This window comes from Hoeflea sp. AS16 (assembly GCF_038900095.1).
Classification (GTDB): Bacteria; Pseudomonadota; Alphaproteobacteria; order Rhizobiales; family Rhizobiaceae; genus Hoeflea.
The window spans coordinates 192,389-212,575 of sequence record NZ_JBBMQQ010000007.1 but is presented as its reverse complement, the minus strand read 5'-3'; the positions used below and the strand labels follow the sequence as shown (position 1 = coordinate 212,575).

Here is a 20,187-nt window from a genome sequence, read left to right as displayed (position 1 = left end):
CAAAGAGGAGATTCTTGATGTCGAAAAACCATAACTTGACCCTGGCGGGTCCGGATCTTGCTGCGCTTTTGTGCAGCCGCGTGTGCCACGACATCATTTCGCCGGTTGGCGCGATCAACAACGGACTGGAGTTGCTGGATGAAGGCGGCGCCGATGCGGATGCGATGGACCTGATCCGCACCAGCGCACTGAATGCTTCGGTACGGCTCAAATTTGCCCGGCTTGCCTTTGGTGCATCAGGGTCGGTCGGAGCCTCCATCGATACCGGCGAGGCCGAGAAGGCTGTGCTCGACTATGTCTCGGCCGACAAGAAGACCGAGGTGCGGTGGAACGGACCGCGCGCCATCATTCCGAAGAACCAGGTCAAATTGCTGCTCAACCTGTTTCTCGTCGCCTATGGCGCAATTCCGCGCGGTGGCGAGATCGATGTGACGGTCGAGACTCCGGAAACGGATCCGCGGTTCCGTCTGGTCTGCAAGGGCCGGATGGTGCGGGTGCCGCCGAAGTTCCTCGAGATCTATTCCGGCGATGTGGAGGAGGCGATCGATGCCCATTCCATTCAGCCCTATTACACGGTGCTGCTGGCGGACGAGGCCGGGCTTACCCTTTCCTGTTCGGCCAATGCCGACGAAGTGGTGTTTACCGCCGAGCCCCGGGCTGCCGCCTGAGGACAGCGGCCGAGCGGGCGGCAACGCTCCGTTAAGCCTGTCTGATTACGAAATATTCGCTCCCTTGGGCTAATCTTCCTCTCAATGACGGCGCATCCGCCCAGGGTGCGCCTGGAAGAAGCCAAAGGAGAAGCGCCATGCGCCGCTTTATGATCGCCGATGATTCTGCCGTTATCTGCAAGGTTGCCAAGCGCATCCTGACCGGACTGGATTATCTTGTCATCGAGGCGTCAAATGCCGGTGAAGCGATGATCATGTGTGATGCGCAGCTCCCCGATGTGCTTTGCGTCGATGCGGGCATGACAGGTGCGCTGGACCTGATCTCCTCGGTTCGCCAGATGGATGGCGGCAAAGAGGTGCGGATCTACTACCTGATGATCGAAAAGGAATTCAAGCAGATGATGGCCGGCAAGCGCGCCGGCGCGGACGATTTCCTGCTCAAGCCGTTTGACCGCAGCAGCCTGACGGAAGCCTTCGCGCCCTACGCTGCCGCCGCCTGATTCCGGAACACGCCGGGAACCGGGATAGTCAAAAGACAGACGCGCGAAAATATCCCGATAGACAGCAAAAAACCCGCCGGACCGGCGGGTTTTTTTGTTTCAGGCCTGAACCCCTTGGAAGGGTAAGAAAAATCAGGCGCTTTCGAGGATTTCGCTCTCGTCGGGTTCGCGCAGCACATAGCCGCGGCCCCAGACTGTCTCGATGTAATTCTTGCCGCCGGCCGAAGTCGCAAGTTTCTTGCGCAGCTTGCAGATGAACACGTCGATGATCTTCAGTTCCGGCTCATCCATCCCGCCATAGAGGTGGTTGAGGAACATTTCCTTGGTCAAGGTCGTGCCCTTGCGGAGCGAAAGCAGCTCCAGCATCTGGTACTCCTTGCCAGTGAGGTGAACCCGCTGTGATCCGACTTCGACAGTCTTCGCATCCAGGTTGACGACCAGGTCGCCGGTGGTGATGACCGACTGGGCATGGCCCTTGGAGCGCCGCACGATAGCGTGAATGCGCGCCACCAACTCGTCCTTGTGGAACGGCTTGGTCATGTAGTCGTCGGCACCAAACCCGAGACCGCGAACCTTGTCCTCGATACCGGCCATGCCGGAGAGGATCAGGATCGGTGTCTTGACCTTGGAAAGCCTCAAAGTGCGCAGAACCTCGTAACCGGACATGTCCGGAAGATTGAGGTCGAGCAGAATGATGTCATAGTCGTAAAGTTTGCCGAGATCGACGCCCTCTTCACCCAGATCCGTGGTGTACACGTTGAAGCTTTCAGACTTCAGCATCAATTCGATGCTCTGAGCTGTCGCGCTGTCATCCTCGATCAGTAGAACCCGCATATTAATCCCCTTTTCCGCCGTCGTAAGGTTTTTGTGATCCACTTACGCGATACGGATCCAGTCGTTGCCTGATTTGGAGGCTGCCACGGAATGGTTAACAAATTCTGATCAGGTTACGCAACCACTATCGGAATGTTAATTATCACTGGCATACTCCTGATTTCATTCCAAAAAAACTCTTGGATTTTCTTGAAGCAGAACATCAAGAAAAGGGTCCAAGTGATTCAAAGGACTCCGGAATGACGGGAGAAAAAATCATGTTTTCCGTTTACCCCGCCTTAAACCATGAGGGGTAGTATTAACGATGCCCGTAAATGAATGGTTACCACGGCATGCAAAAAGTTAACGTCGTGGTCATTATTTGCACAACGGGACTGGCACGTTTGCCAGTGTAACGAGTTTCATTAACCGGGATCTCGCATCACGGGAGTATTGCGTATGAAGTCGCGTGAGAGCCATGTTCGCCTGAAACAGTTTCAGGTCAACGAGAAAACCCGTCAGCTTGGGCAGATCCAGCTGATGATGGCAGAAATGGAAAAGATGGCAGCCGAGCTGGAGTACCAGATCACTGCCGAGGAAAAGAAGGCCGGAATCACCGATCCTTCCCATTTTGCCTATCCAACCTTTGCAAAAGCCGCGCGCCAGCGGTCGGACAACCTGCAGACTTCGATCAAGGAATTGAAGGTGCAGCTTGATGCGGCCGAGTTGGCGCTGGAAGAGGCGCAAGCCGAATACGAGAAGGCGGCTGCACTCGAAGTGCGGGATGCCGGACACAGGTCAAGCCGGGCAGTCTGAGTTAACGCCCGGCTTGTGACACATTGAAAATGGCCTTGAGGCCAGGCGCGGGTGGTTGCCCGCGCCCTCAATGCGTGGTGGAGAGCAATTCAGGCGCCATACTGCGCCTCGCAGTCCCGAATCATCAATCTGGAAACCTGGGCCCGGTTCCGGCTCCGGTCAGCCAGCGGATCACGAAACCACATCCCGCCAGTCCTGATGCCGTTGCGCCTGCGCCTTGAAAAAGGGGCAAAGCGGGATGATTTTCCATCCGCCCGCGCGTGCGGCTTCAACCGCATGTAGCGCCAGCGCCTGACCAACACCCTTGCCGCGAAGGCTGTCGGGGACACCGGTGTGATCGATGATGACAAGCTGGGGCGAGGTGCGCGAAAAGGTCATCTCGGCTTCCGCGCCGTCAAGGGTTGCGATGTAGCGCCCACCGGTCGGGCCGTTTTCCTCGATGATCTGCATGATGGGCTCCTGATTGCCAATGTCTGCCGCACTCGGATATGCAGACGCGTGCGCAGGATAGAACTAGCCTATGTCGTGGTGAAACAAAATCCGGTTTGAGACCGGGCCGGCCGGATTTGAATTTGGGAGCAGACTTATGCGTTTGACGATCGCCCTGGCGCTGGTGCTGGCGCCGCTGTTTTTCGGACTGGGCATCGTGTTGCCGCTGATGCGGTTTGAAACGTTGTATTTTTTCGACCAGTCACCGTCGCTTCTGGGCGTGATTGCAACATTGTGGACCGGTGATGATCCGGTGCTGGCGCTGGTGGTGGGGCTTGTTTCGGTGGTATTTCCGGTGGTCAAGCTGGTGGCGATTGCAGCCGAAGCCGTCGGTGCAGTGCGTGGTTCGGGGTTTGCAATGCGGCTGCTGCCGCATCTGAGCCGCTGGTCACTGATGGACGTGGTCCTGGTGGCGCTGGTGATTGTTGCGGCCAAGACCGGCGGAATTGCCCAGGCGTTTTCCCAGCCAGGCCTCTGGTTTTATGCAGGTTCCGCGCTGACGGCAGCTGTTGCGCATGGGCTTGCCGGCCGTATCGGGGCATCCCGCGACGCCTGACCCGGTCGCCATGACTAAGCAAATGCCCGGCCAGGCATGCCCAAGGGCAGGCAGGGCCATGACAGCACAGTTTCGACGCGTTCCGTCAGAAACCGGCAGCACCGGCGGGGGCGGGGTTTTCCGCCGTCGCAGGTGCTGCTTGTTGTCTGATGATGCAGGTTGGCCTTGCGGTGAAGCCCGGGCGGCTTCACAGGCCCTGGATCAATGCCGGTATTGCTGGATGCGCGTTGTGCGCAACCCGGCAAGGCCATGGTCGCTGATTGAGGACTGCCAGGAGAGAAATTCCTCAACTGTCAGTGTATAACGATCGCAAGCCTCCTCGAGGCTGAGAAGGCCACCGCGAACTGCGGCCACCACTTCAGCTTTTCGCCGGATCACCCATCGACGGGTGTTGGCGGGAGGCAGATCGGCAATTGTCAGCGGACTCCCATCGGGGCCGATGACATATTTGACGCGGGGTCGTACCATTTCGGTCATTGTACTCTCTTACACACTCAAGACCTATCGAGCAGAGACTACAGGCGGGGGTTTAAAAATTGGCTAAGGGCCCGGCAAGGAATTGGTAAGTTTTGGCACAGGGTTGGTTGCCGGGGTGCGATGAAGTGGAGCACAGGACTGCAAGGCATCTTGTTGCAGGGCGTTGCACACCCTATAAAGGCAGGGTCCGCAAGGACATTTTTGCAACCGCTTGATCAGCGCCTTGAACGCTGTTGAATGCCGGGGAAGACAGTGAACAGTCTCGATTTTGATAAGGACCCGCGCGATACGCGGGTGGTGGTCGCCATGTCTGGCGGCGTCGACAGCTCGGTCGTTGCGGGTCTTCTCGCACGCGAGGGCTATGATGTGCTGGGCGTGACGCTGCAGCTATACGACCATGGCGCGACCGTGCACCGCGCCGGCTCCTGCTGTGCCGGCCAGGACATCGATGATGCCCGGCGCGTGTGCGAAACGCTGGGCATTCCGCATTACGTTCTCGATTATGAGAAGCGGTTTCGCGAGGCGGTGATCAACCCGTTCATGGAAAGCTATGTTGCCGGTGAAACGCCGATCCCGTGCGTGGCCTGCAACCAGACGGTCAAGTTCGCCGATCTGCTGGCGACCGCGCGCGACCTGGGCGCCGACGCGCTGGCGACCGGACACTATATCCGCTCGCGCGCCAACCCGACGCCTGGCAATCCGGGGCGGCGGGCGCTCTACCGCCCGATCGATTCTGACCGTGACCAGAGCTATTTCCTGTTTGCGACAACACAGGAGCAGCTCGATTACGTGCGCTTTCCGCTCGGCGAACTGCCGAAGATCCGGACGCGCGAGCTGGCCGAGGAAATGGGGCTGAGCGTCGCCGACAAGGCCGACAGCCAGGACATCTGCTTCGTGCCGCAGGGCAAATACGCCAATGTCATCACCAAACTGAAGCCCAACGCCGCACTGGCCGGGGACATTGTCCATATCGATGGCCGGGTGCTGGGCGAACATCAGGGCATTGTTCATTACACCATCGGCCAGCGCCGGGGCATCGGCGTGGCGACGGGAGATCCGTTGTATGTGGTGCATCTGGACGCACGGTCTCGGCGGGTGATCGTGGGCCCGCGCGAAGCGCTTGATACAAGGCGGCTGATCCTGCGCGATGTGAACTGGCTTGGCGACATGCCACTTTCGGATATTGCTCCGGAGGGACTGGAGTGCTTTGCCAAGGTGCGTTCGACGCGGCCGCCGCGGCCTGCGATTGTCCGCGTCGCCGAAGATGGCGAGATCTCGGTCGAGCTTGTCGAGGGTGAGGCCGGCGTGGCGCCGGGACAGGCCTGTGTGCTCTATTCGGCACCAGGCGACGAGGCGCGTGTTTTCGGCGGTGGTTTTATCGACCGGTCCGAGCGCTCGCCCGCTGCCGAGGCAATGCTTTCAAATCTTTTGCAGCCAGCCGCCTGAGGCCTGCTGCAAGCTGCTTGAGCGGAGTACCGATCCGGCGCTAATCGTGCCGGACGGTGCCTTCCGACAGGATCTCGATCACCGCAAGGCCATCGGACACCGGCGTGCGCGGAGGCGTGCCGGTGCGGATGCAGTCAAGGAAATGGGCGCATTCGCGCGTCAGCGGCATGCCGTCGGGGATGTCGATATAGTCGGGATCGACCATCTCGGACTGCCAGCCATTGTCATCTTCCCACAGCTTGTGATGGTAGATGGCGAGCTTCTGCTCCCAGGGCGCAACATCGTCAAACACCGCCATGGCCTTCGAGCCGATGACCGTGAGGCGGCGTTCGCGGTAGGGGTTGAGCCGGGACGCAAACACGTGGCTGCGCACGCCGCTGGCGAACTGCAGGTGCAGATGGGCGAAATCCGACAACCGGTTGAGCATGGCCGACCCGACGCCGCGGACGCTGGTGGGTTTTTCCCCGGTGAGCGCGAGGATCAGCGACAGGTCATGCGGCGCGATATCCCACAGGGCATCGTTCTCGGCGTGGAACTTGCCAAGTCCGACGCGGTGGGAATGGATGTAGCGCACCGCGCCGAGGTCGCCGGCTGCGATCATTGCCTCGAGCGCCTCGAAGGCGGGATGGAAGCGCAGCACATGGCCGGTCATGGCGACAAGGCCGGTTTTCTCGGCCGCCTCGACCACGCGCCGGGCATCGGCCACGGACAAGGCAATGGGCTTTTCCACCAGCACATGCTTGCCCGCTTCAAGCGCTGCGATTGCCTGGTCGGCGTGATATTGCGGCGGCAACGCCAGAACCACACCGTCGACCGCGGGATCGGCAAGAACCTCCTCGATGGTCATGGCCTTGACGCCATGCATGGCGGCCAGCTGGTCGGCACGGTCCTGATGGCGGTCGGACACCGCGTAGAGCGCGCTGAGCTCCGCAAAGGTGCGGGCGTGGTTCGATCCCCAATAGCCACATCCAACGACGACGATTTTCGGGGGGAGGGCGCTTTGCATGGCAGGTGGTGGTCCTGTGTTCTTGTTGTCCTGATGTTTTGCTGACGGGATTAGACCCGATAACAGGTCAAGGCAAGGCAAGGCGGAGAACGGGAGGCCAGCAAGGGGTGCGGCATGGCGTCTTGTTTGCGTTTCCCTCGCCGGAATGCAGCACGCTGCCGCGATTGCGGCCCGGTGCAGGACGAAGCCTGCAGGCTGCCACGACAGTCCGGATGCGGGTGCCATCCGCTGCCATGCACGAATCTCTTCATGCGGATGCCGAATCCCTGCTCTTGCGGAAAATGCCGGAGCGTTGTTTCGCAGCTGGTGCAGCCCGAGCCACCGTTGCCCCGCGGCAAAACGAGGGTTTGATGCTGCGACCGGGACCGCGGAAACCGGCGTTGCGGGCGGCTGGTGCAGCGTCACATCACAAGAGACGCTGGAACCGGCAAGAAAAGCCCGAACTGCGCTTGACACCAGAGCAGACCGCACCTTATATGCCGCCCGTCTGGCCCGATAACAATCGGCGGCTGGCGGCGGGGTAGCTCAGCTGGTTAGAGCAGCGGAATCATAATCCGCGTGTCGGGGGTTCAAGTCCCTCTCCCGCTACCAAAATTCTCCAAATTATTGCAGGTGGTTAGGTTTCGCATCCCGCGGGCCAACTGGCGCGTCGCGTCATCTTGGGTTTCAAGGCTGCTTTCCAAGCCTGACCTGACCGCGATGTGAGCTTCATTGTCTCGGCCCGGCTGGCGAGCCCGTTCATCACTCTGCATTGTTGGTTCGTCACTGTCCTCTCATCATCTGGCCCGTGTCGCGCCGCTGTCATCAATCCCGGAGCCAGCCCAATGATCTGGCCCTGGATGAAGCCGGACGTGGCTGCAACAGGGGCATTCAGCTCGGTTGCCAGAATCGCTGTTTACAAAAATAATATAGTATGATTTTTTAGAGATCGGGCAGGAGCCCTGATTTTGGGAGGAAAACATGATTTCGAAGAAAGCTCTCGTTGGAGCGGGTGTACTCGCGTCCATGCTTATGATGTCGTCCAGCGCTCTGGCGCAGACGGTCGGCTTTTCGCAGATCGGATCTGAATCCGGCTGGCGTGCGGCGGAAACCACGCTGACGCTGCAGCAGGCCAAGGAACGCGGCATTGACCTGAAATTTGCCGATGCGCAGCAGAAGCAGGAAAACCAGATCAAGGCGCTGCGCTCGTTCATCGCGCAGGGCGTTGATGCGATCCTGATCGCACCGGTGGTCGCCACCGGCTGGGATTCGGTGCTCGAGGAAGCCAAGGAAGCCGAAATCCCGGTGATCCTGCTCGACCGCATGGTGGATTCGTCGGATGATCTGTATCTGACTGCCGTCGGTTCGGACCTCGTGCATGAAGGCAGCGTTGCCGGCCAGTGGCTGGTTGACGAACTTGCAGGCAAGGACTGCAACGTGGTCGAGTTGCAGGGCACCACCGGTTCATCGCCTGCGATCGACCGCAAGAACGGCTTCGAGCAGGCGATCAGCGGCCATGCCAATATCAAGCTGATCCGCAGCCAGACCGGTGATTTCACCCGCACCAAGGGCAAGGAAGTGATGGAAAGCTTCCTCAAGGCCGAGGACAGCGGCAAGAACATCTGCGCGCTCTACGCCCACAATGACGACATGGCCGTCGGCGCGATCCAGGCGATCAAGGAAGCCGGTCTGAAGCCGGGCGAAGACATCCTCGTGGTCTCTATCGATGCCGTGCCGGACATCTTCCAGGCAATGGCGGCTGGTGAAGCAAATGCAACGGTTGAACTGACCCCGAACATGGCCGGCCCGGCGTTTGATGCGCTGGCCGCCTACATGAAGGACGGCACCATGCCGCCGAAGTTCATCCAGACCGAGTCCAAGCTCTACACCAAGGCGGACGATCCGCAGGCCGTTTACGAGCAGAAGAAAGATCTCGGATACTGAGACCTGCCTCATGGCGGCCGGGGACAATCTCCGGCCGCCTTTTTGGCCGGGGACCTGATGTGGCATAGACTGCGCACAGGGGATGAGGACGTCAAGAAATTCGGGAGGCCCAGATGCCGCAGAGCGATGCCAGGCAACCGCTTCTTCGCGCGCGGGGTGTGCGCAAGATTTTTCCGGGCACGATTGCCCTTGACGGGGTGGATTTCTCGCTCGAGGCAGGCGAGGTGCACGCGCTGCTGGGCGAGAACGGGGCTGGGAAATCAACTCTGATCAAGTGCCTGACCGGGGCCTACCGGCGTGACGGCGGCGACATCCTGCTCGAGGGCAAGAGCATTGACCCGAAGGGGACGCTCGACGCGCAGGCCTACGGCATCGGCACAGTCTACCAGGAAGTCAATCTCCTGCCCAATCTGAGCGTTGCGGAAAACCTGTCGCTGGGCCATCAGCCAACGCGGTTCGGCATGATCTCGGTGCGCGGCATGAACATCCGCGCCCGCGAAGTGCTCGGGCAATATGGTCTCGATATCGATGTGACGCGCAACCTCGACAGCTATTCGGTCGCGGTGCAGCAGGTGATTGCGATCGCCCGTGCGGTGATGCTGTCGGGCAAGGTTCTCATTCTCGACGAACCGACCGCAAGCCTCGATTCGCACGAGGTGAAGATGCTGTTTGACGTGGTGCGCTCGCTTAAGGACCGCGGGCTTGGCATCGTGTTCATCTCGCATTTCCTCGACCAGATATTTGAAATTTCCGACCGGCTGACCGTGTTGCGCAACGGGCAGCTGGTGGGCACGGAAGTGACCGGCGAGATAGACCGGGTGCGGTTGATCAACATGATGCTGGGGCGTGAACTCGAGCAGGAGGTGCGCTCGCACGGCAAGCATCATGCGGCTGCCGGTGAGCCGCGGGTGAGCTTCAGCGGCTTTGGCCGCAAGGGCAGCATCGAGCCGTTTGATCTGTCGATCCATGCCGGTGAGGTGGTCGGTGTCGCGGGGCTTCTGGGATCCGGGCGAACCGAGACCGCGGAAGTGCTGTTCGGTGTTGCTCACCATGACAGCGGCGAGGCGAGGAAAGACGGGGAAATTGTCTCGCTGACCTCTCCGCGCCAGGCAATCAAGGCGGGGTTTGGCTTTTGTCCCGAAGACCGCAAGACCGACGGGGTGATCGCCGACCTGAGCGTGCGCGAGAATATCGCACTGGCGCTGCAGGCGCGGATCGGCTGGATGCGGCGCATTCCCGACCGCGAGCAGAAGGCGATGGCCAATGACTACATTCGCAAGCTGGATATCCGCACGCCGGACGCGGAGAAGCCGGTGGGTCTGCTGTCGGGCGGCAACCAGCAGAAGGTCATGCTGGCGCGCTGGCTTGCGACCAATCCGTCGTTTCTCATACTCGATGAACCGACACGCGGCATCGATGTTGGCGCCCATGCCGAGATCATCCGGCTGATCGAAGAGCTGTGCGCAGAGGGCATGTCGCTGCTGGTGATCTCATCCGAGCTCGATGAACTCGTGGCCTACAGCCACAGGGTCGTCGTCGTGCGTGACAGACGGCACGTGGCCGAGCTGATTGGTGAAGAGATCACAACAGACAACATGGTTCGCGCCATCGCGGCGCCGGAAAGGGAGGCCGTCAATTGACCGGGCTCAAACTGTTTTCGCGCAGGATCCTGCCGCAGCTGATGACGCTGGCGGTGGTCGTCGGGCTGATCTCGATCATGTTCCCGGGTTTCTTCGACATATCGATTGCCAACGGGCGGCTCTATGGCAGCCCGATCGATATCCTCAACCGCGGTGCGCCGGTGGCCTTGCTGGCAATCGGCATGACGCTGGTCATCGCCACGGGTGGGATCGATCTTTCCGTCGGCGCGGTGATGGCGATCTGCGGCGCGATGGCCGCATGGGGCATCACCGAGGGCTATGGTCTCGGCCTGACGTTGATGATGGCGCTGGCCGCGGGCCTTGCCTGCGGATTGTGGAACGGGGTGCTGGTGGCAGTGCTCGGCATCCAGCCGATCGTGGCGACGCTGATCCTGATGGTGGCGGGACGCGGCATTGCGCAGTTGATCACCGAAGGCGCGATCCTGACGTTTAATCATGAAGGCCTGATTTTCTTCGGTTCCGGGTCCCTGTTCACGATCCCCACGCCGATCATCATCGCGATAGTGACCGGTGCGCTGGTGACGCTGATCGTCCGCCGCTCTGCGCTTGGCATGTTGATCGAGGCGATCGGCATCAATCTGCGGGCCAGCACGCTGTCCGGCGTCAATACCCGCGTGCTGCTGATTGCCGTCTACATGGCATCGGGGTTTTGCGCGGCGCTTGCCGGTGTCATTGCAGCGGCTGATATCCGAGGAGCGGACGCCAACAATGCCGGGCTCTGGCTTGAGCTTGATGCAATCCTGGCAGTGGTGATCGGTGGCACATCGCTGTTGGGAGGGCGGTTTTCGCTGATCGCGTCGCTGATCGGCGCGCTGATCATCCAGGCGGTCAACACCGGCATCCTGCTGTCGGGGTTCCCGCCAGAGTTCAACCTGATCATCAAGGCGGTGATCATCCTGGTCATCCTGGTGCTGCAATCGCCGAGACTGCGGACCGTTCTGATTTTCCTGTCCACGAAACCGGCCAGCACATCCGACACTGAAAAACAGGCGGCAAGCTCATGAACGCTCGTTTTCTACCACTGCTGGCAACGCTCGTGATCTTTCTTGTGGCCTATGCGATCTGTTACGCCCAGTATCCGGCGATGCTGTCGACGCGGGTCATCGGCAACCTGCTGACCGACAATGCATTTCTGGGCATTGTTGCCGTGGGCATGACGTTTGTCATTATCTCCGGTGGCATCGATCTTTCGGTCGGGTCCGTGATTGCCTTTTCAGGTGTTTTCATTGCGGTGATGCTGCGCGATACAGGCCTGCATCCGGTTGTGGTGTTTGGGCTTTTGCTGCTGCTCACAACGCTGTTTGGCGCGGCGATGGGCGGGGTCATCCATTTCCTGCAAATGCCGCCGTTCATTGTCACGCTTGCGGGCATGTTCCTGGCGCGGGGGATGGCCTATGTGCTGTCGATCGACGCTGTGCCGATCACCCATGATTTCTATGAATTCCTGCAGCGAAGCTACTGGCTGATGCCGGGCAAGGGCAGGCTTACGCTGATCGGCGGCATGATGCTTTTGGTGTTCATCGCCGGGATAATGCTGGCGCACCGGACCCGCTTCGGCACCAATGTGTATGCCGTTGGCGGTGGTATCCAGGCCGCGGGACTGATGGGCGTTCCGATCGGGCGCACGACGATCGGTATCTATGCGCTTTCGGGCTTTCTGGCGGGACTGGCCGGGATCGTGTTTTCGATCTACACGTCGGCAGGGTATTCGCTGGCAACAGTGGGGGTGGAGCTTGATGCGATAGCCGCTGTGGTGATAGGCGGCACATTGCTGACCGGTGGCAGCGGATTTGTCGCAGGAACGTTGATCGGCGTTCTGATAATGGGGCTTATTCAAACCTACATCATTTTCGACGGCACGCTGTCGAGCTGGTGGACCAAGATCCTGATCGGAATGCTTCTGTTCGCGTTCATCGTGCTACAGAAGGGACTGGTCTGGACGACAGGCAAGCGACGGGCCGCCGAGGGATAATCGGCCAGGGAGACAGTATTTGCTCAACACCAGCTTTTCCGAACGCGCAAATCGCAGCCAGCATTCCTTCGTGGTCAACGAACTCGGCAAGGAGATCGTGAGCGGCCTCTATCCGAGCGGAACCCTGCTGCCGGGCGATGCGGACCTGGTGGAAAAGTTCGACGTTTCGCGGACCGTGCTTCGCGAGGCGATGAAAACGCTGACCGCGAAGGGCATGATCGTGCCCAAGGCCCGGATCGGGACCCGCATCACCGAGCGCTCGAACTGGAACCTGTTCGATGCGGATGTTCTGGTCTGGCATATCGAGACCGGCGTCGATGTGACCTTTCTCAAGCACCTGACCGACATGCGCTATGCGATCGAGCCGTTTGCGGCCCGGCTGGCCGCGCAACGTGCAGGCAAGGACGAGATAGAGGTTCTCTACAAACATGCGGAGGAGATGAGCAAGGCCGATTCCGACGAGAGCTTTGCCCATGCCGACCTGAAATTTCACCTGGCGCTGCATGCCGCATCGGGCAACCCGTTCATGCTTTCGGTCGGCAACCTGATCGAAGCGGCGCTGGTGACGAGCTTCAAGATGAGCTCGCCCTACGGCGAATCCGGCAGGCATGTCGCAACCGCCAACAAGCACCGGCTTATCGTCGAGGCGATCGAGCGCAAGGATGGTGACGCGGCGTCGGTTGCGATGGAGCAGGTCATCAAGGACGGCCTTGCGCGCATTTCCAAGAAACTTCTCTGACGCCGGGCGGGACGTATCCGTGTTGCATGCGTTGACCGCCTGAGCGTCAATCCATCAGCAGGTCGTCGTCGAGGGCAGGGTCGTAGATGAAATATTCCGGCCACAGGTCGCGGAAAACGGCGATATCGAGCTGCAACTTGTTGAGATGGTCGTGCATGCGCGAGGCTGCCTGGTCGGCATCGCGGCCGGCGATGGCTTCAAGCACCGCCTTGTGTTCATTGACGACCAGTTGCATGCGGCCCTTTTGCGGCAGGGTGAGGCGGCGGTAGCGTTCGATCTGAATGCGGATCTGCTGGATCATGTCCCATATGCCGGGAAACCGGCCGACGGCTGCAATCTCGGCATGAAAATCCTCGTCAGCGCGGTGAAACGCCTTCTCGTCGCCGGTGTCGGCCATTTCCTGCTGACGCTGGATGATGGCGCGCAGATGCATGATCTGGCTTTCGCTGGCGCGGGCGGTGGCAGCGCGCACCGTGACTTCCTCAAGCGCACGGCGGGCGACGAGGGCTTCGCGCAGGATGGTGAGCGGAATGCGGGCAACGAAGGTGCCGGATTTGGGGACAACATCGACAAGACGGTCTTCCGCCAGTTTGAGCACGGCCTCACGCACAGGGGTACGGCTGATGCGATACTTGTCGGTGATTTCCTTCTCGACAATTGGTGTTCCGGGCGCGAGTTCCATGGCGATGATGGCACGGCGCAAATCGCGATAGACGACTTCGGAATTCTTGGCGGGCTGTGGCGCACGTGCATGGATGTCGATGCCTGGAGGCGCGTTGTGGGCACGGGGCTTGCGCGCCTTTTCCCTGGCCGAAGCGGCAGGTGTCGATGATTGGGTCATGTGTCTTCCAGATGCTCGCCCTCTTTTGCCCCATCCGAATCCCTCCGGATAGCGGGAACGGCTCTCTCCCCAGTTTTTTCGCCGATGGCTGACACCGGTCCGGTGCGCCGGCCATTCGCCTCTTGCGAGGTTCCCGTTCCTAGTATAACAAATATATCTTGTATACTAGTTATTTGGAGGAGGACAGTCGGCACGTGTCATGCGTTCCGGTTGGCACAAGGGAGGAAGACATGATTGGCAAAACCTTTAGGTCAGCTTTGATGGCTGCCGCGATGAGCTGCACTCTGGTTGGCGGCGCATTCGCCGCGGACCTCAAGTGGGCGCATGTTTATGAAGAGGGCTCGACCTACCACAAGTGGGCGAACTGGGCCGCCGAGCAGATCAAGGAAAAGACAGACGGCCGGGTGAACATCACCGTGTTCCCTGCCTCGTCGCTGGGCAAGGAATCCGAAATCAATGAAGGCCTGACCATCGGTTCGGTCGACATGATCTACACCGGTCCGAATTTTGCCGAGCGCGACTACGGTCCGATCGCGATTTCCGACTACCCGTTCATGCTCAAGGATTTCGATCACTGGAAGGCCTACCGCGACAGCGACCTGTTCAAGGATTTGTCGGAAGGCTACAAGAATGCCACCGGCCACACGGTGATGGGCATCACCTGGTACGGCTATCGCCACGTGACCTCGAATTTTCCGATCACAAAACCGGAAGACATGAAGGGGCTGAAGATCCGCGTGCCGGATTCACCGGTGATGGTGATGTTCCCCAACGCCGTTGGCGCCAACCCGACCCCGATCGCGTTTTCGGAAGTCTATCTGGCACTTCAGCAGGGCGTGGTGGACGCGCAGGAAAATCCGCTACCGACCATCCAGTTCAAGAAGTTCTACGAAGTTCAGTCCAACATCAACCTGACCGGGCATATCGGCAATTCGCTGATCGTCGTGGTGGCCAGCACGGCGATGGACCAGCTGGGTGACGATGCGGCGATTGTCGACAGTGTCATCAAGGATGCGCTTGCGCAGTCGTCAGATGAAATTGCCCAGTCCGAAGTGGACCTGGTGCAGTGGTTCCGCGACAAGGGCATCCAGGTCAACGAGGTCGACAAGGCCGCGTTCCAGGCCGCTGTCGCGCCCATCGTGACGGATGAATCGAAAGTCCCCTACACGATCGACATGTACAACCGCATGCAGGCACTGGCCAAATAGCCCAACAGGCCATCGGGGGAAGACACGATGACCCAACAGGGCAATTCAAACCAGGGGCGCGCCGATGGCGCGCCCGATACGATCGAATTCGACGAAGCCGAGACCGACATCTCCGACATCAAGTGGATCGATGCGCCGGGGATCCTGGTCTTCTGGGTGCTGGCCATCGTCGTGTTCTTGCAATTCTACACACGCTATGTGCTCAACGATTCCCTGATCTGGACCGAGGAGGCAGCGCGTTACCTGCTGATCCTGGCCTGCTTCGTCGGGTCGATCAGCGCGGTCAGGCGAGGTTCGCACATCACGCTCGAGTTCTTCATCCGCACAGCGCCGCCGAAGCTCGGCAAGGCAATGGCGGTGGTGTCGCAGCTCATCACCTTCGGCTTTTTTGGTGCGCTGACCTGGATCGGGATCGGCCTGACCCAGAAAACCCGACAGCAAATGGTGTCGCTGCCGATACCCAAGGCATGGATCTACACGATCTGCGTCCTGTCGCTTGGCATCATGACCATCTACTCGGCGATCTGGTTGTGGCGGCGCTGGCAACAGACGCCCGAAGAGATTGTCCAATCGCTTGATACGTCACTCGGTACTGACTGAGGCCTCCATACCATGTCCATTCTGATTATGATCCTGATGCTGTTCGCGCTGATGCTGATCGGTGTACCGGTGGCGGTGGCCCTGGGGCTGGCTTCGCTGGCCTTTGTCGCGACCAATGGCATGCCGCCGATGATTGTGCTCGCCAACATGGTCAACGGCATCAACTCGTTTCCGCTGATCGCGGTGCCGTTCTTCATTCTGGCCGGCAGCCTGATGAACTCTGCGGGCATCACAACCCGCATCTTTGCTTTCGCGCGGGCAACCGTCGGCTGGATGCATGGCGGGCTGGGCCACGTCAATGTCGGCGCCAGCGTGATATTCGCCGGGATGTCAGGTGCGGCGGTGGCAGATGCCGGCGGTCTTGGAAACATCGAGATCAAGGCCATGCGCGATGCCGGATATGACACGGATTTCGCTGTCGGCATAACGGCAGCATCCTCGACAATCGGTCCCATCATCCCGCCCTCATTGCCGCTGGTTATCTATGGTGTGATTGCCGACACCTCGATCGGACAACTGTTTACCGCGGGCATTGTCCCCGGGCTCCTGATGGCGATTTCGCTGATGGTGATGGTGGCCTGGTATGCCCGGCGGCGAGGTTATCCGCGGGACCAGCGGTTCTCCATCAACCGTTTCGGCACGACGCTGGTGCATGCGCTGCTACCGTTGATGACGCCTTTCATCATTATCGGCGGCATCATGTTCGGAATTTTCACCCCGACGGAAGCCGCGATTGCGGCGGTGGCCTATTCGATGGTGCTTGGCATTTTCGTCTACCGCACGCTCGACTGGAAGAAGATCCTGCGCATCTCGATGGATACGGTCGAGACAACGGCGGCGGTGATGCTGATTGTTGCGTCCTCGACCATTTTTGCCTGGATCCTGACCGCCAACCAGGTGGCCGAGCATTTCTCGCAACTGATGCTGTCGGTGACCGACAACAAGGTAGCACTTCTGCTGATCATCACCCTGATCGTGCTGGTGGTCGGCCTGTTCATGGAGACAATCGCGGCGATCACCATTCTCACGCCGGTGCTGTTGCCGGTGGCGGTCGGGCTGGGGATGGACCCGGTGCATTTCGGCATCGTCATGATCCTCAATTTGATGATCGGTTTGCTGACGCCGCCGGTGGGAATGGTGCTCTACGTGTTGTCAAAGGTCGCGCATGTCTCGTTCGAGCGATGCGTGATGGCGACCGCGCCGTTCCTGGTGCCGCTCATTGTGGTGCTGATGATGCTTACCTTCATTCCGGAATTGTCGATGTGGTTGCCGACGCTGCTCTACCGGTGACACCAGTGATCGAGAGGCAGGGGAGACCGCTGCTGCCACGAAGAGATTTCGCGGCAGTTACGGGGTTCCCAGGTCGATCAGTGCGCCGCGCTGGGTGATGACCTTTGCGGCCAGATCCGCGCCCGCAGCGAGTGCCGGCATCAGATCGGCGGACTTGAGATAGCTTGCCAGGAATGCTGCATTGAAGCTGTCGCCTGCCGCCGTGGTGTCAACGATGCTGGTGATCGGGTTCGGTGTGACGCGCGTGATCCTGCCTTTGTCCAGGGCGACGATTTCTCCGGCGCCGTTCTTGACGACAACGGTTTCAACGCCGGCACCGGCGTAGCGCCGTGCGGTGTCATCGGGCGACTCGTCACCGAAAAACGTTGCCTCGTCTTCGTAAGACGGAAGCACGATGTCGCTGACCCCAGCTGCCGTCATGATGGTTTGCCGCATGGTGTTGTGGCTGTCCCACAGTCGAGGTCGCAGGTTGGGATCGAACACCACGGTGGCGCCGTTTTGCCGCGCGGCTGCAATGGCATCGAACAGCGTCGAGCGGCTGCACGGAGACAGGATCGCAAGGCTGATGCCGGAAAAATAGATCAGGCCTGCAGAGGCGAAGGCCGCTTCCAGCCGGGCAGGGTCGTTGGCCAGTCTGCGTGCCGCGGAATCCGATCGCCAATAGGCAAAACTGCGTTCGCCGTTGTCGAGCTGGATCAGGTAAAGGCCAACAGTACAACCAGGCTGGCGCTGGATAAAACCGGTGTTGATGCCGGCACTGCCGATGAAGCTGACCATCTGATCGGATATCAGGTCTTCGCCGACTGCAGTCAGATAGGCGATATCCCAGTCCTGATCAAAGAGCTGGCGGGCATACCAGGCTGTGTTGAACGTGTCCCCCGCAAATCCGAGGTGGTAATCGCCCGATGCGGTGGGCGCCATTTCGACCATGCATTCGCCGATCGACAGGAATGTCTTCTTCATGTCTCGGTCTCGTTGTCAAAGTAACGGCTGTGGTCAGCCCTAATGCGGACGATCTGTTCCTTGATGCGCGAGAGGTGGATGCGCATGTGATGCATGGCGCGCTCCTCGTCCCGGGCGCGGATGGCGTCCATCACTTCGACGTGGTCGCCGAACGCATCCTGAGAGGCGAAGGACAGCGAGAGAAACCGGACGCGGTCCATGTGCGCCTTGTTCTCGCGAATGATGTCCCAGGCAAATGCAAGACCGGAGCGTTCGCAGATTTCCTTGTGAAACTGGTCATCGAGGCCGTGAAAGCTGACCGGATCGTTGGCGTCCACCGCCTTGCGCTGATTTTCGATGATCTCGTCAAGCGCTTGGTGATCCTCGCTGGTCAGGACCCTGCAGGCGGTGCGCACGGTTTCGGCTTCCAGCGCGTTGCGCACGAAGCGGGCCTGCAGCACGCCGGCAGACGAGATCTGCGAGACCAGCGTTGCCCGCTGCGGCCGGATGGAGAGAAAGCCGAGCTTGGAAAGACGGTAGAATGCATCCCGGACCGGTTGGCGCGATACGCCGAGCGCCTTGGCCACCTCGACTTCGGACATCTTGGTCCCCGGCGGCAACTCCAGAAGCAGAATCTGGCTGTGCAGTTCGTCGAAAACGGTATCGGCGACCGAAGGACGATTGAGCGGCTCCAGATTCCGCAAGGTGGAAGATACAGACATGCGTTCACTCCGTTGACTCGCTGTGCATACTAGCATATTACATTACCAGATTGATTGAAAGGCCCGTCGATAAGTGGCCTGTTGGGAGGATTAGGGTGACATTGTTGGGCCCTGACAGATTGTTTCCGGTGGATCCGCAGACGCGCGGAATCGCTCGCGAACTTTATCAGACAGTTGCCGGCAAGCCGATCATCAGCCCGCACGGTCATACCGATCCGCGCTGGTATGCCGAAAACAAGCCGTTTTCCGACCCGGCGCAATTGTTCATCACCCCGGATCACTACGTCTTCCGCATGCTGTTTTCCCAGGGCATCAGCCTTGAAAGCCTCGGCGTGCCGCGGGTTGATGGCGGTCCGACCGAAACCGATGGCCGCAAGATCTGGCGGTTGTTTGCCGAAAACTACTATCTGTTTCGCGGCACGCCATCGCGGCTGTGGCTGGATCAGGCGTTTGAAGACGTGTTCGGCATGACCACCCCGGTGTCGAAAGCGACTGCGGACCAGACCTATGATCACATTGCCGATTGCCTGACAAAACCGGAATTCCTGCCGCGCGCGCTGTTCGAACGGTTCAATATCGAGGCGATCGCCACGACCGAAAGCCCGATTGACGATCTGCGCTGGCACCGGATGATCCGCGACAGCGGCTGGAAGGGGCGCGTGGTCACGGCCTATCGTCCCGACGCGGTTGTCGACCCGGAATTCGCGGGTTTTGCCGCCAATGTCGAGCAGCTTGGTGCATTGACCGGCGAAGACACCTCGACCTGGGAGGGCTACCTGCAGGCCCACCGCGTGCGGCGGACCTATTTCAAGGAATTCGGGGCGACGTCTTCCGATCATGGTCATCCCACCGCCCGCACGGAAAACCTTCCGGCGCCGGATGCTGCGGCGCTGTTTGCCAAGGCGATCAAGGGCACCTGCACGGCAGACGAAGCCGATGCCTTCCGCGGGCATATGCTGACTGAAATGGCGCGGATGAGCCTCGAAGATGGCCTGGTGCTGCAAATTCATCCGGGCAGCTACCGCAATCATTCCGATCCGATCATGGGTGCCTTCGGGCGCGACAAGGGCTTCGATATCCCGACCCGGACGGATTACGTGCGTGCACTCAAACCGCTGCTCGACGCGGTCGGGCTGGAGAAGGATCTGACGATCATCGTCTTCACGCTGGACGAGACCAGCTATGCGCGCGAACTGGCGCCGCTTGCGGGCGCCTATCCGGCGCTGAAACTGGGGCCGGCCTGGTGGTTCTACGACAGCCCCGAAGGCATGCGCCGTTTCCGCGAAATGACAACGGAAACCGCAGGATTCTACAACACCGTGGGCTTCAACGACGACACCCGCGCATTCTGTTCCATCCCGGCGCGCCACGATGTGGCCCGGCGGGTGGATTGTGGCTTTCTCGCTACGTTGGTCGCCACCGGGCGGCTTTCCGAGGGGGATGCATATGAGGTCGCCAATGACCTCGCATATCGGCTTGCCAAGCAAGCTTATCGGCTCTGAGAGCCATTTCTGGGAG

21 protein-coding genes and 1 tRNA gene are annotated in these 20,187 nt (G+C 60.0%); 15 read left to right on the top strand and 7 right to left on the bottom strand.

Features of this window, described 5'->3' with window-relative positions; translation table 11 throughout:
- The first annotated feature begins 17 nt into the window (after positions 1-17).
- Together WNY80_RS17350 and WNY80_RS17345 are read left to right on the top strand one after the other, a co-directional pair.
- Complete coding sequence (locus tag WNY80_RS17350) at positions 18-668, top strand: histidine phosphotransferase family protein (RefSeq protein WP_342888662.1); 651 nt, start codon at positions 18-20, stop codon at positions 666-668.
- Between the two features lie 137 nt (positions 669-805).
- Entirely contained in the window at positions 806-1,168 is a 363-nt protein-coding gene (locus tag WNY80_RS17345) for a response regulator (RefSeq protein ID WP_342888661.1), read from the top strand.
- A 132-nt stretch (positions 1,169-1,300) separates the two neighbouring features.
- Here the strand turns inward: WNY80_RS17345 and ctrA are convergent, their stop codons facing one another.
- Positions 1,301-2,002 carry a cell cycle two-component system response regulator CtrA gene (ctrA, locus tag WNY80_RS17340; RefSeq protein ID WP_007198768.1) on the bottom strand — a complete coding sequence of 234 codons (702 nt, stop codon included), beginning with the start codon at positions 2,000-2,002 and terminating at the stop codon, positions 1,301-1,303.
- Positions 2,003-2,440: 438 nt separating this feature from the next.
- Here ctrA and WNY80_RS17335 point away from each other — a divergent pair, with 438 nt between their 5' ends.
- Entirely contained in the window at positions 2,441-2,797 is a 357-nt protein-coding gene (locus tag WNY80_RS17335) for a flagellar export protein FliJ (protein WP_342888660.1), read from the top strand.
- Positions 2,798-2,968: 171 nt separating this feature from the next.
- Here WNY80_RS17335 and WNY80_RS17330 read toward each other — a convergent pair whose 3' ends face one another.
- Positions 2,969-3,247 (bottom strand): GNAT family N-acetyltransferase, encoded by a 279-nt coding sequence (locus WNY80_RS17330; protein WP_342888659.1) that lies wholly within the window; start codon positions 3,245-3,247, stop codon positions 2,969-2,971.
- 136 nt (positions 3,248-3,383) lie between these two features.
- Between WNY80_RS17330 and WNY80_RS17325 the strand changes: the two genes are divergently transcribed.
- A complete protein-coding gene (locus WNY80_RS17325) occupies positions 3,384-3,842 on the top strand; it encodes a paraquat-inducible protein A (protein ID WP_342888658.1) in 459 nt (152 codons plus the stop codon).
- A gap of 201 nt (positions 3,843-4,043) precedes the next feature.
- Here the strand turns inward: WNY80_RS17325 and WNY80_RS17320 are convergent, their stop codons facing one another.
- Positions 4,044-4,319, bottom strand: coding sequence for a DUF1153 domain-containing protein (locus WNY80_RS17320; RefSeq protein WP_269389244.1), 276 nt, complete (start codon positions 4,317-4,319; stop codon positions 4,044-4,046).
- 252 nt (positions 4,320-4,571) lie between these two features.
- Between WNY80_RS17320 and mnmA the strand changes: the two genes are divergently transcribed.
- On the top strand, positions 4,572-5,765 hold the full coding sequence (gene mnmA / locus WNY80_RS17315) for a tRNA 2-thiouridine(34) synthase MnmA (protein ID WP_342888657.1): 1,194 nt from the start codon (positions 4,572-4,574) through the stop codon (positions 5,763-5,765).
- Between the two features lie 40 nt (positions 5,766-5,805).
- Here mnmA and WNY80_RS17310 read toward each other — a convergent pair whose 3' ends face one another.
- Complete coding sequence (locus WNY80_RS17310; RefSeq protein ID WP_342888656.1) at positions 5,806-6,771, bottom strand: Gfo/Idh/MocA family oxidoreductase; 966 nt, start codon at positions 6,769-6,771, stop codon at positions 5,806-5,808.
- A 514-nt stretch (positions 6,772-7,285) separates the two neighbouring features.
- Between WNY80_RS17310 and WNY80_RS17305 the strand changes: the two genes are divergently transcribed.
- The 6 genes from WNY80_RS17305 to WNY80_RS17280 all read left to right on the top strand — a co-directional run bounded on the left by WNY80_RS17305 (position 7,286) and on the right by WNY80_RS17280 (position 13,066).
- Positions 7,286-7,362: transfer RNA gene (locus WNY80_RS17305), tRNA-Met, on the top strand.
- Between the two features lie 369 nt (positions 7,363-7,731).
- Positions 7,732-8,694, top strand: a complete 963-nt coding sequence (ytfQ, locus tag WNY80_RS17300; RefSeq protein ID WP_342888655.1) for a galactofuranose ABC transporter, galactofuranose-binding protein YtfQ — start codon at positions 7,732-7,734, stop codon at positions 8,692-8,694.
- 113 nt (positions 8,695-8,807) lie between these two features.
- On the top strand, positions 8,808-10,334 hold the full coding sequence (gene ytfR / locus WNY80_RS17295; protein WP_342888654.1) for a galactofuranose ABC transporter, ATP-binding protein YtfR: 1,527 nt from the start codon (positions 8,808-8,810) through the stop codon (positions 10,332-10,334).
- Between the two features lie 41 nt (positions 10,335-10,375).
- Entirely contained in the window at positions 10,376-11,359 is a 984-nt protein-coding gene (locus WNY80_RS17290) for an ABC transporter permease (RefSeq protein WP_342888677.1), read from the top strand.
- Positions 11,356-12,327 carry a galactofuranose ABC transporter, permease protein YjfF gene (gene yjfF, locus WNY80_RS17285; protein ID WP_342888653.1) on the top strand — a complete coding sequence of 324 codons (972 nt, stop codon included), beginning with the start codon at positions 11,356-11,358 and terminating at the stop codon, positions 12,325-12,327. The genes WNY80_RS17290 and yjfF overlap by 4 nt, the downstream gene beginning before the upstream one ends.
- Positions 12,328-12,346: 19 nt before the next feature.
- A complete protein-coding gene (locus WNY80_RS17280; protein WP_342888652.1) occupies positions 12,347-13,066 on the top strand; it encodes a FadR/GntR family transcriptional regulator in 720 nt (239 codons plus the stop codon).
- 46 nt (positions 13,067-13,112) lie between these two features.
- Here the strand turns inward: WNY80_RS17280 and WNY80_RS17275 are convergent, their stop codons facing one another.
- Positions 13,113-13,907 (bottom strand): GntR family transcriptional regulator, encoded by a 795-nt coding sequence (locus WNY80_RS17275; RefSeq protein WP_342888651.1) that lies wholly within the window; start codon positions 13,905-13,907, stop codon positions 13,113-13,115.
- A gap of 230 nt (positions 13,908-14,137) precedes the next feature.
- Here WNY80_RS17275 and WNY80_RS17270 point away from each other — a divergent pair, with 230 nt between their 5' ends.
- Genes WNY80_RS17270 through WNY80_RS17260 form a run of 3 tightly spaced genes read left to right on the top strand, consistent with a single transcriptional unit; the run spans position 14,138 to position 17,005 of the window.
- Positions 14,138-15,115, top strand: a complete 978-nt coding sequence (locus WNY80_RS17270) for a sialic acid TRAP transporter substrate-binding protein SiaP (protein ID WP_342888650.1) — start codon at positions 14,138-14,140, stop codon at positions 15,113-15,115.
- A gap of 27 nt (positions 15,116-15,142) precedes the next feature.
- Positions 15,143-15,715: a TRAP transporter small permease gene (locus WNY80_RS17265; RefSeq protein ID WP_342888649.1), complete on the top strand. Its 573-nt coding sequence runs from the start codon at positions 15,143-15,145 to the stop codon at positions 15,713-15,715.
- Positions 15,716-15,727: 12 nt separating this feature from the next.
- The gene (locus WNY80_RS17260; RefSeq protein WP_342888648.1) at positions 15,728-17,005 is read left to right on the top strand and encodes a TRAP transporter large permease; all 1,278 of its coding nucleotides are present in this window, start codon (positions 15,728-15,730) and stop codon (positions 17,003-17,005) included.
- Between the two features lie 57 nt (positions 17,006-17,062).
- Here WNY80_RS17260 and WNY80_RS17255 read toward each other — a convergent pair whose 3' ends face one another.
- Together WNY80_RS17255 and WNY80_RS17250 are read right to left on the bottom strand one after the other, a co-directional pair.
- Positions 17,063-17,968 carry a sugar kinase gene (locus WNY80_RS17255; RefSeq protein WP_342888647.1) on the bottom strand — a complete coding sequence of 302 codons (906 nt, stop codon included), beginning with the start codon at positions 17,966-17,968 and terminating at the stop codon, positions 17,063-17,065.
- A complete protein-coding gene (locus WNY80_RS17250) occupies positions 17,965-18,669 on the bottom strand; it encodes a GntR family transcriptional regulator (protein WP_342888646.1) in 705 nt (234 codons plus the stop codon). Before WNY80_RS17250 ends, WNY80_RS17255 begins: the two co-directional genes overlap by 4 nt.
- Positions 18,670-18,764: 95 nt before the next feature.
- Here WNY80_RS17250 and uxaC point away from each other — a divergent pair, with 95 nt between their 5' ends.
- Positions 18,765-20,171 carry a glucuronate isomerase gene (gene uxaC, locus WNY80_RS17245; RefSeq protein WP_342888645.1) on the top strand — a complete coding sequence of 469 codons (1,407 nt, stop codon included), beginning with the start codon at positions 18,765-18,767 and terminating at the stop codon, positions 20,169-20,171.
- Positions 20,172-20,187 lie beyond the last annotated feature (16 nt).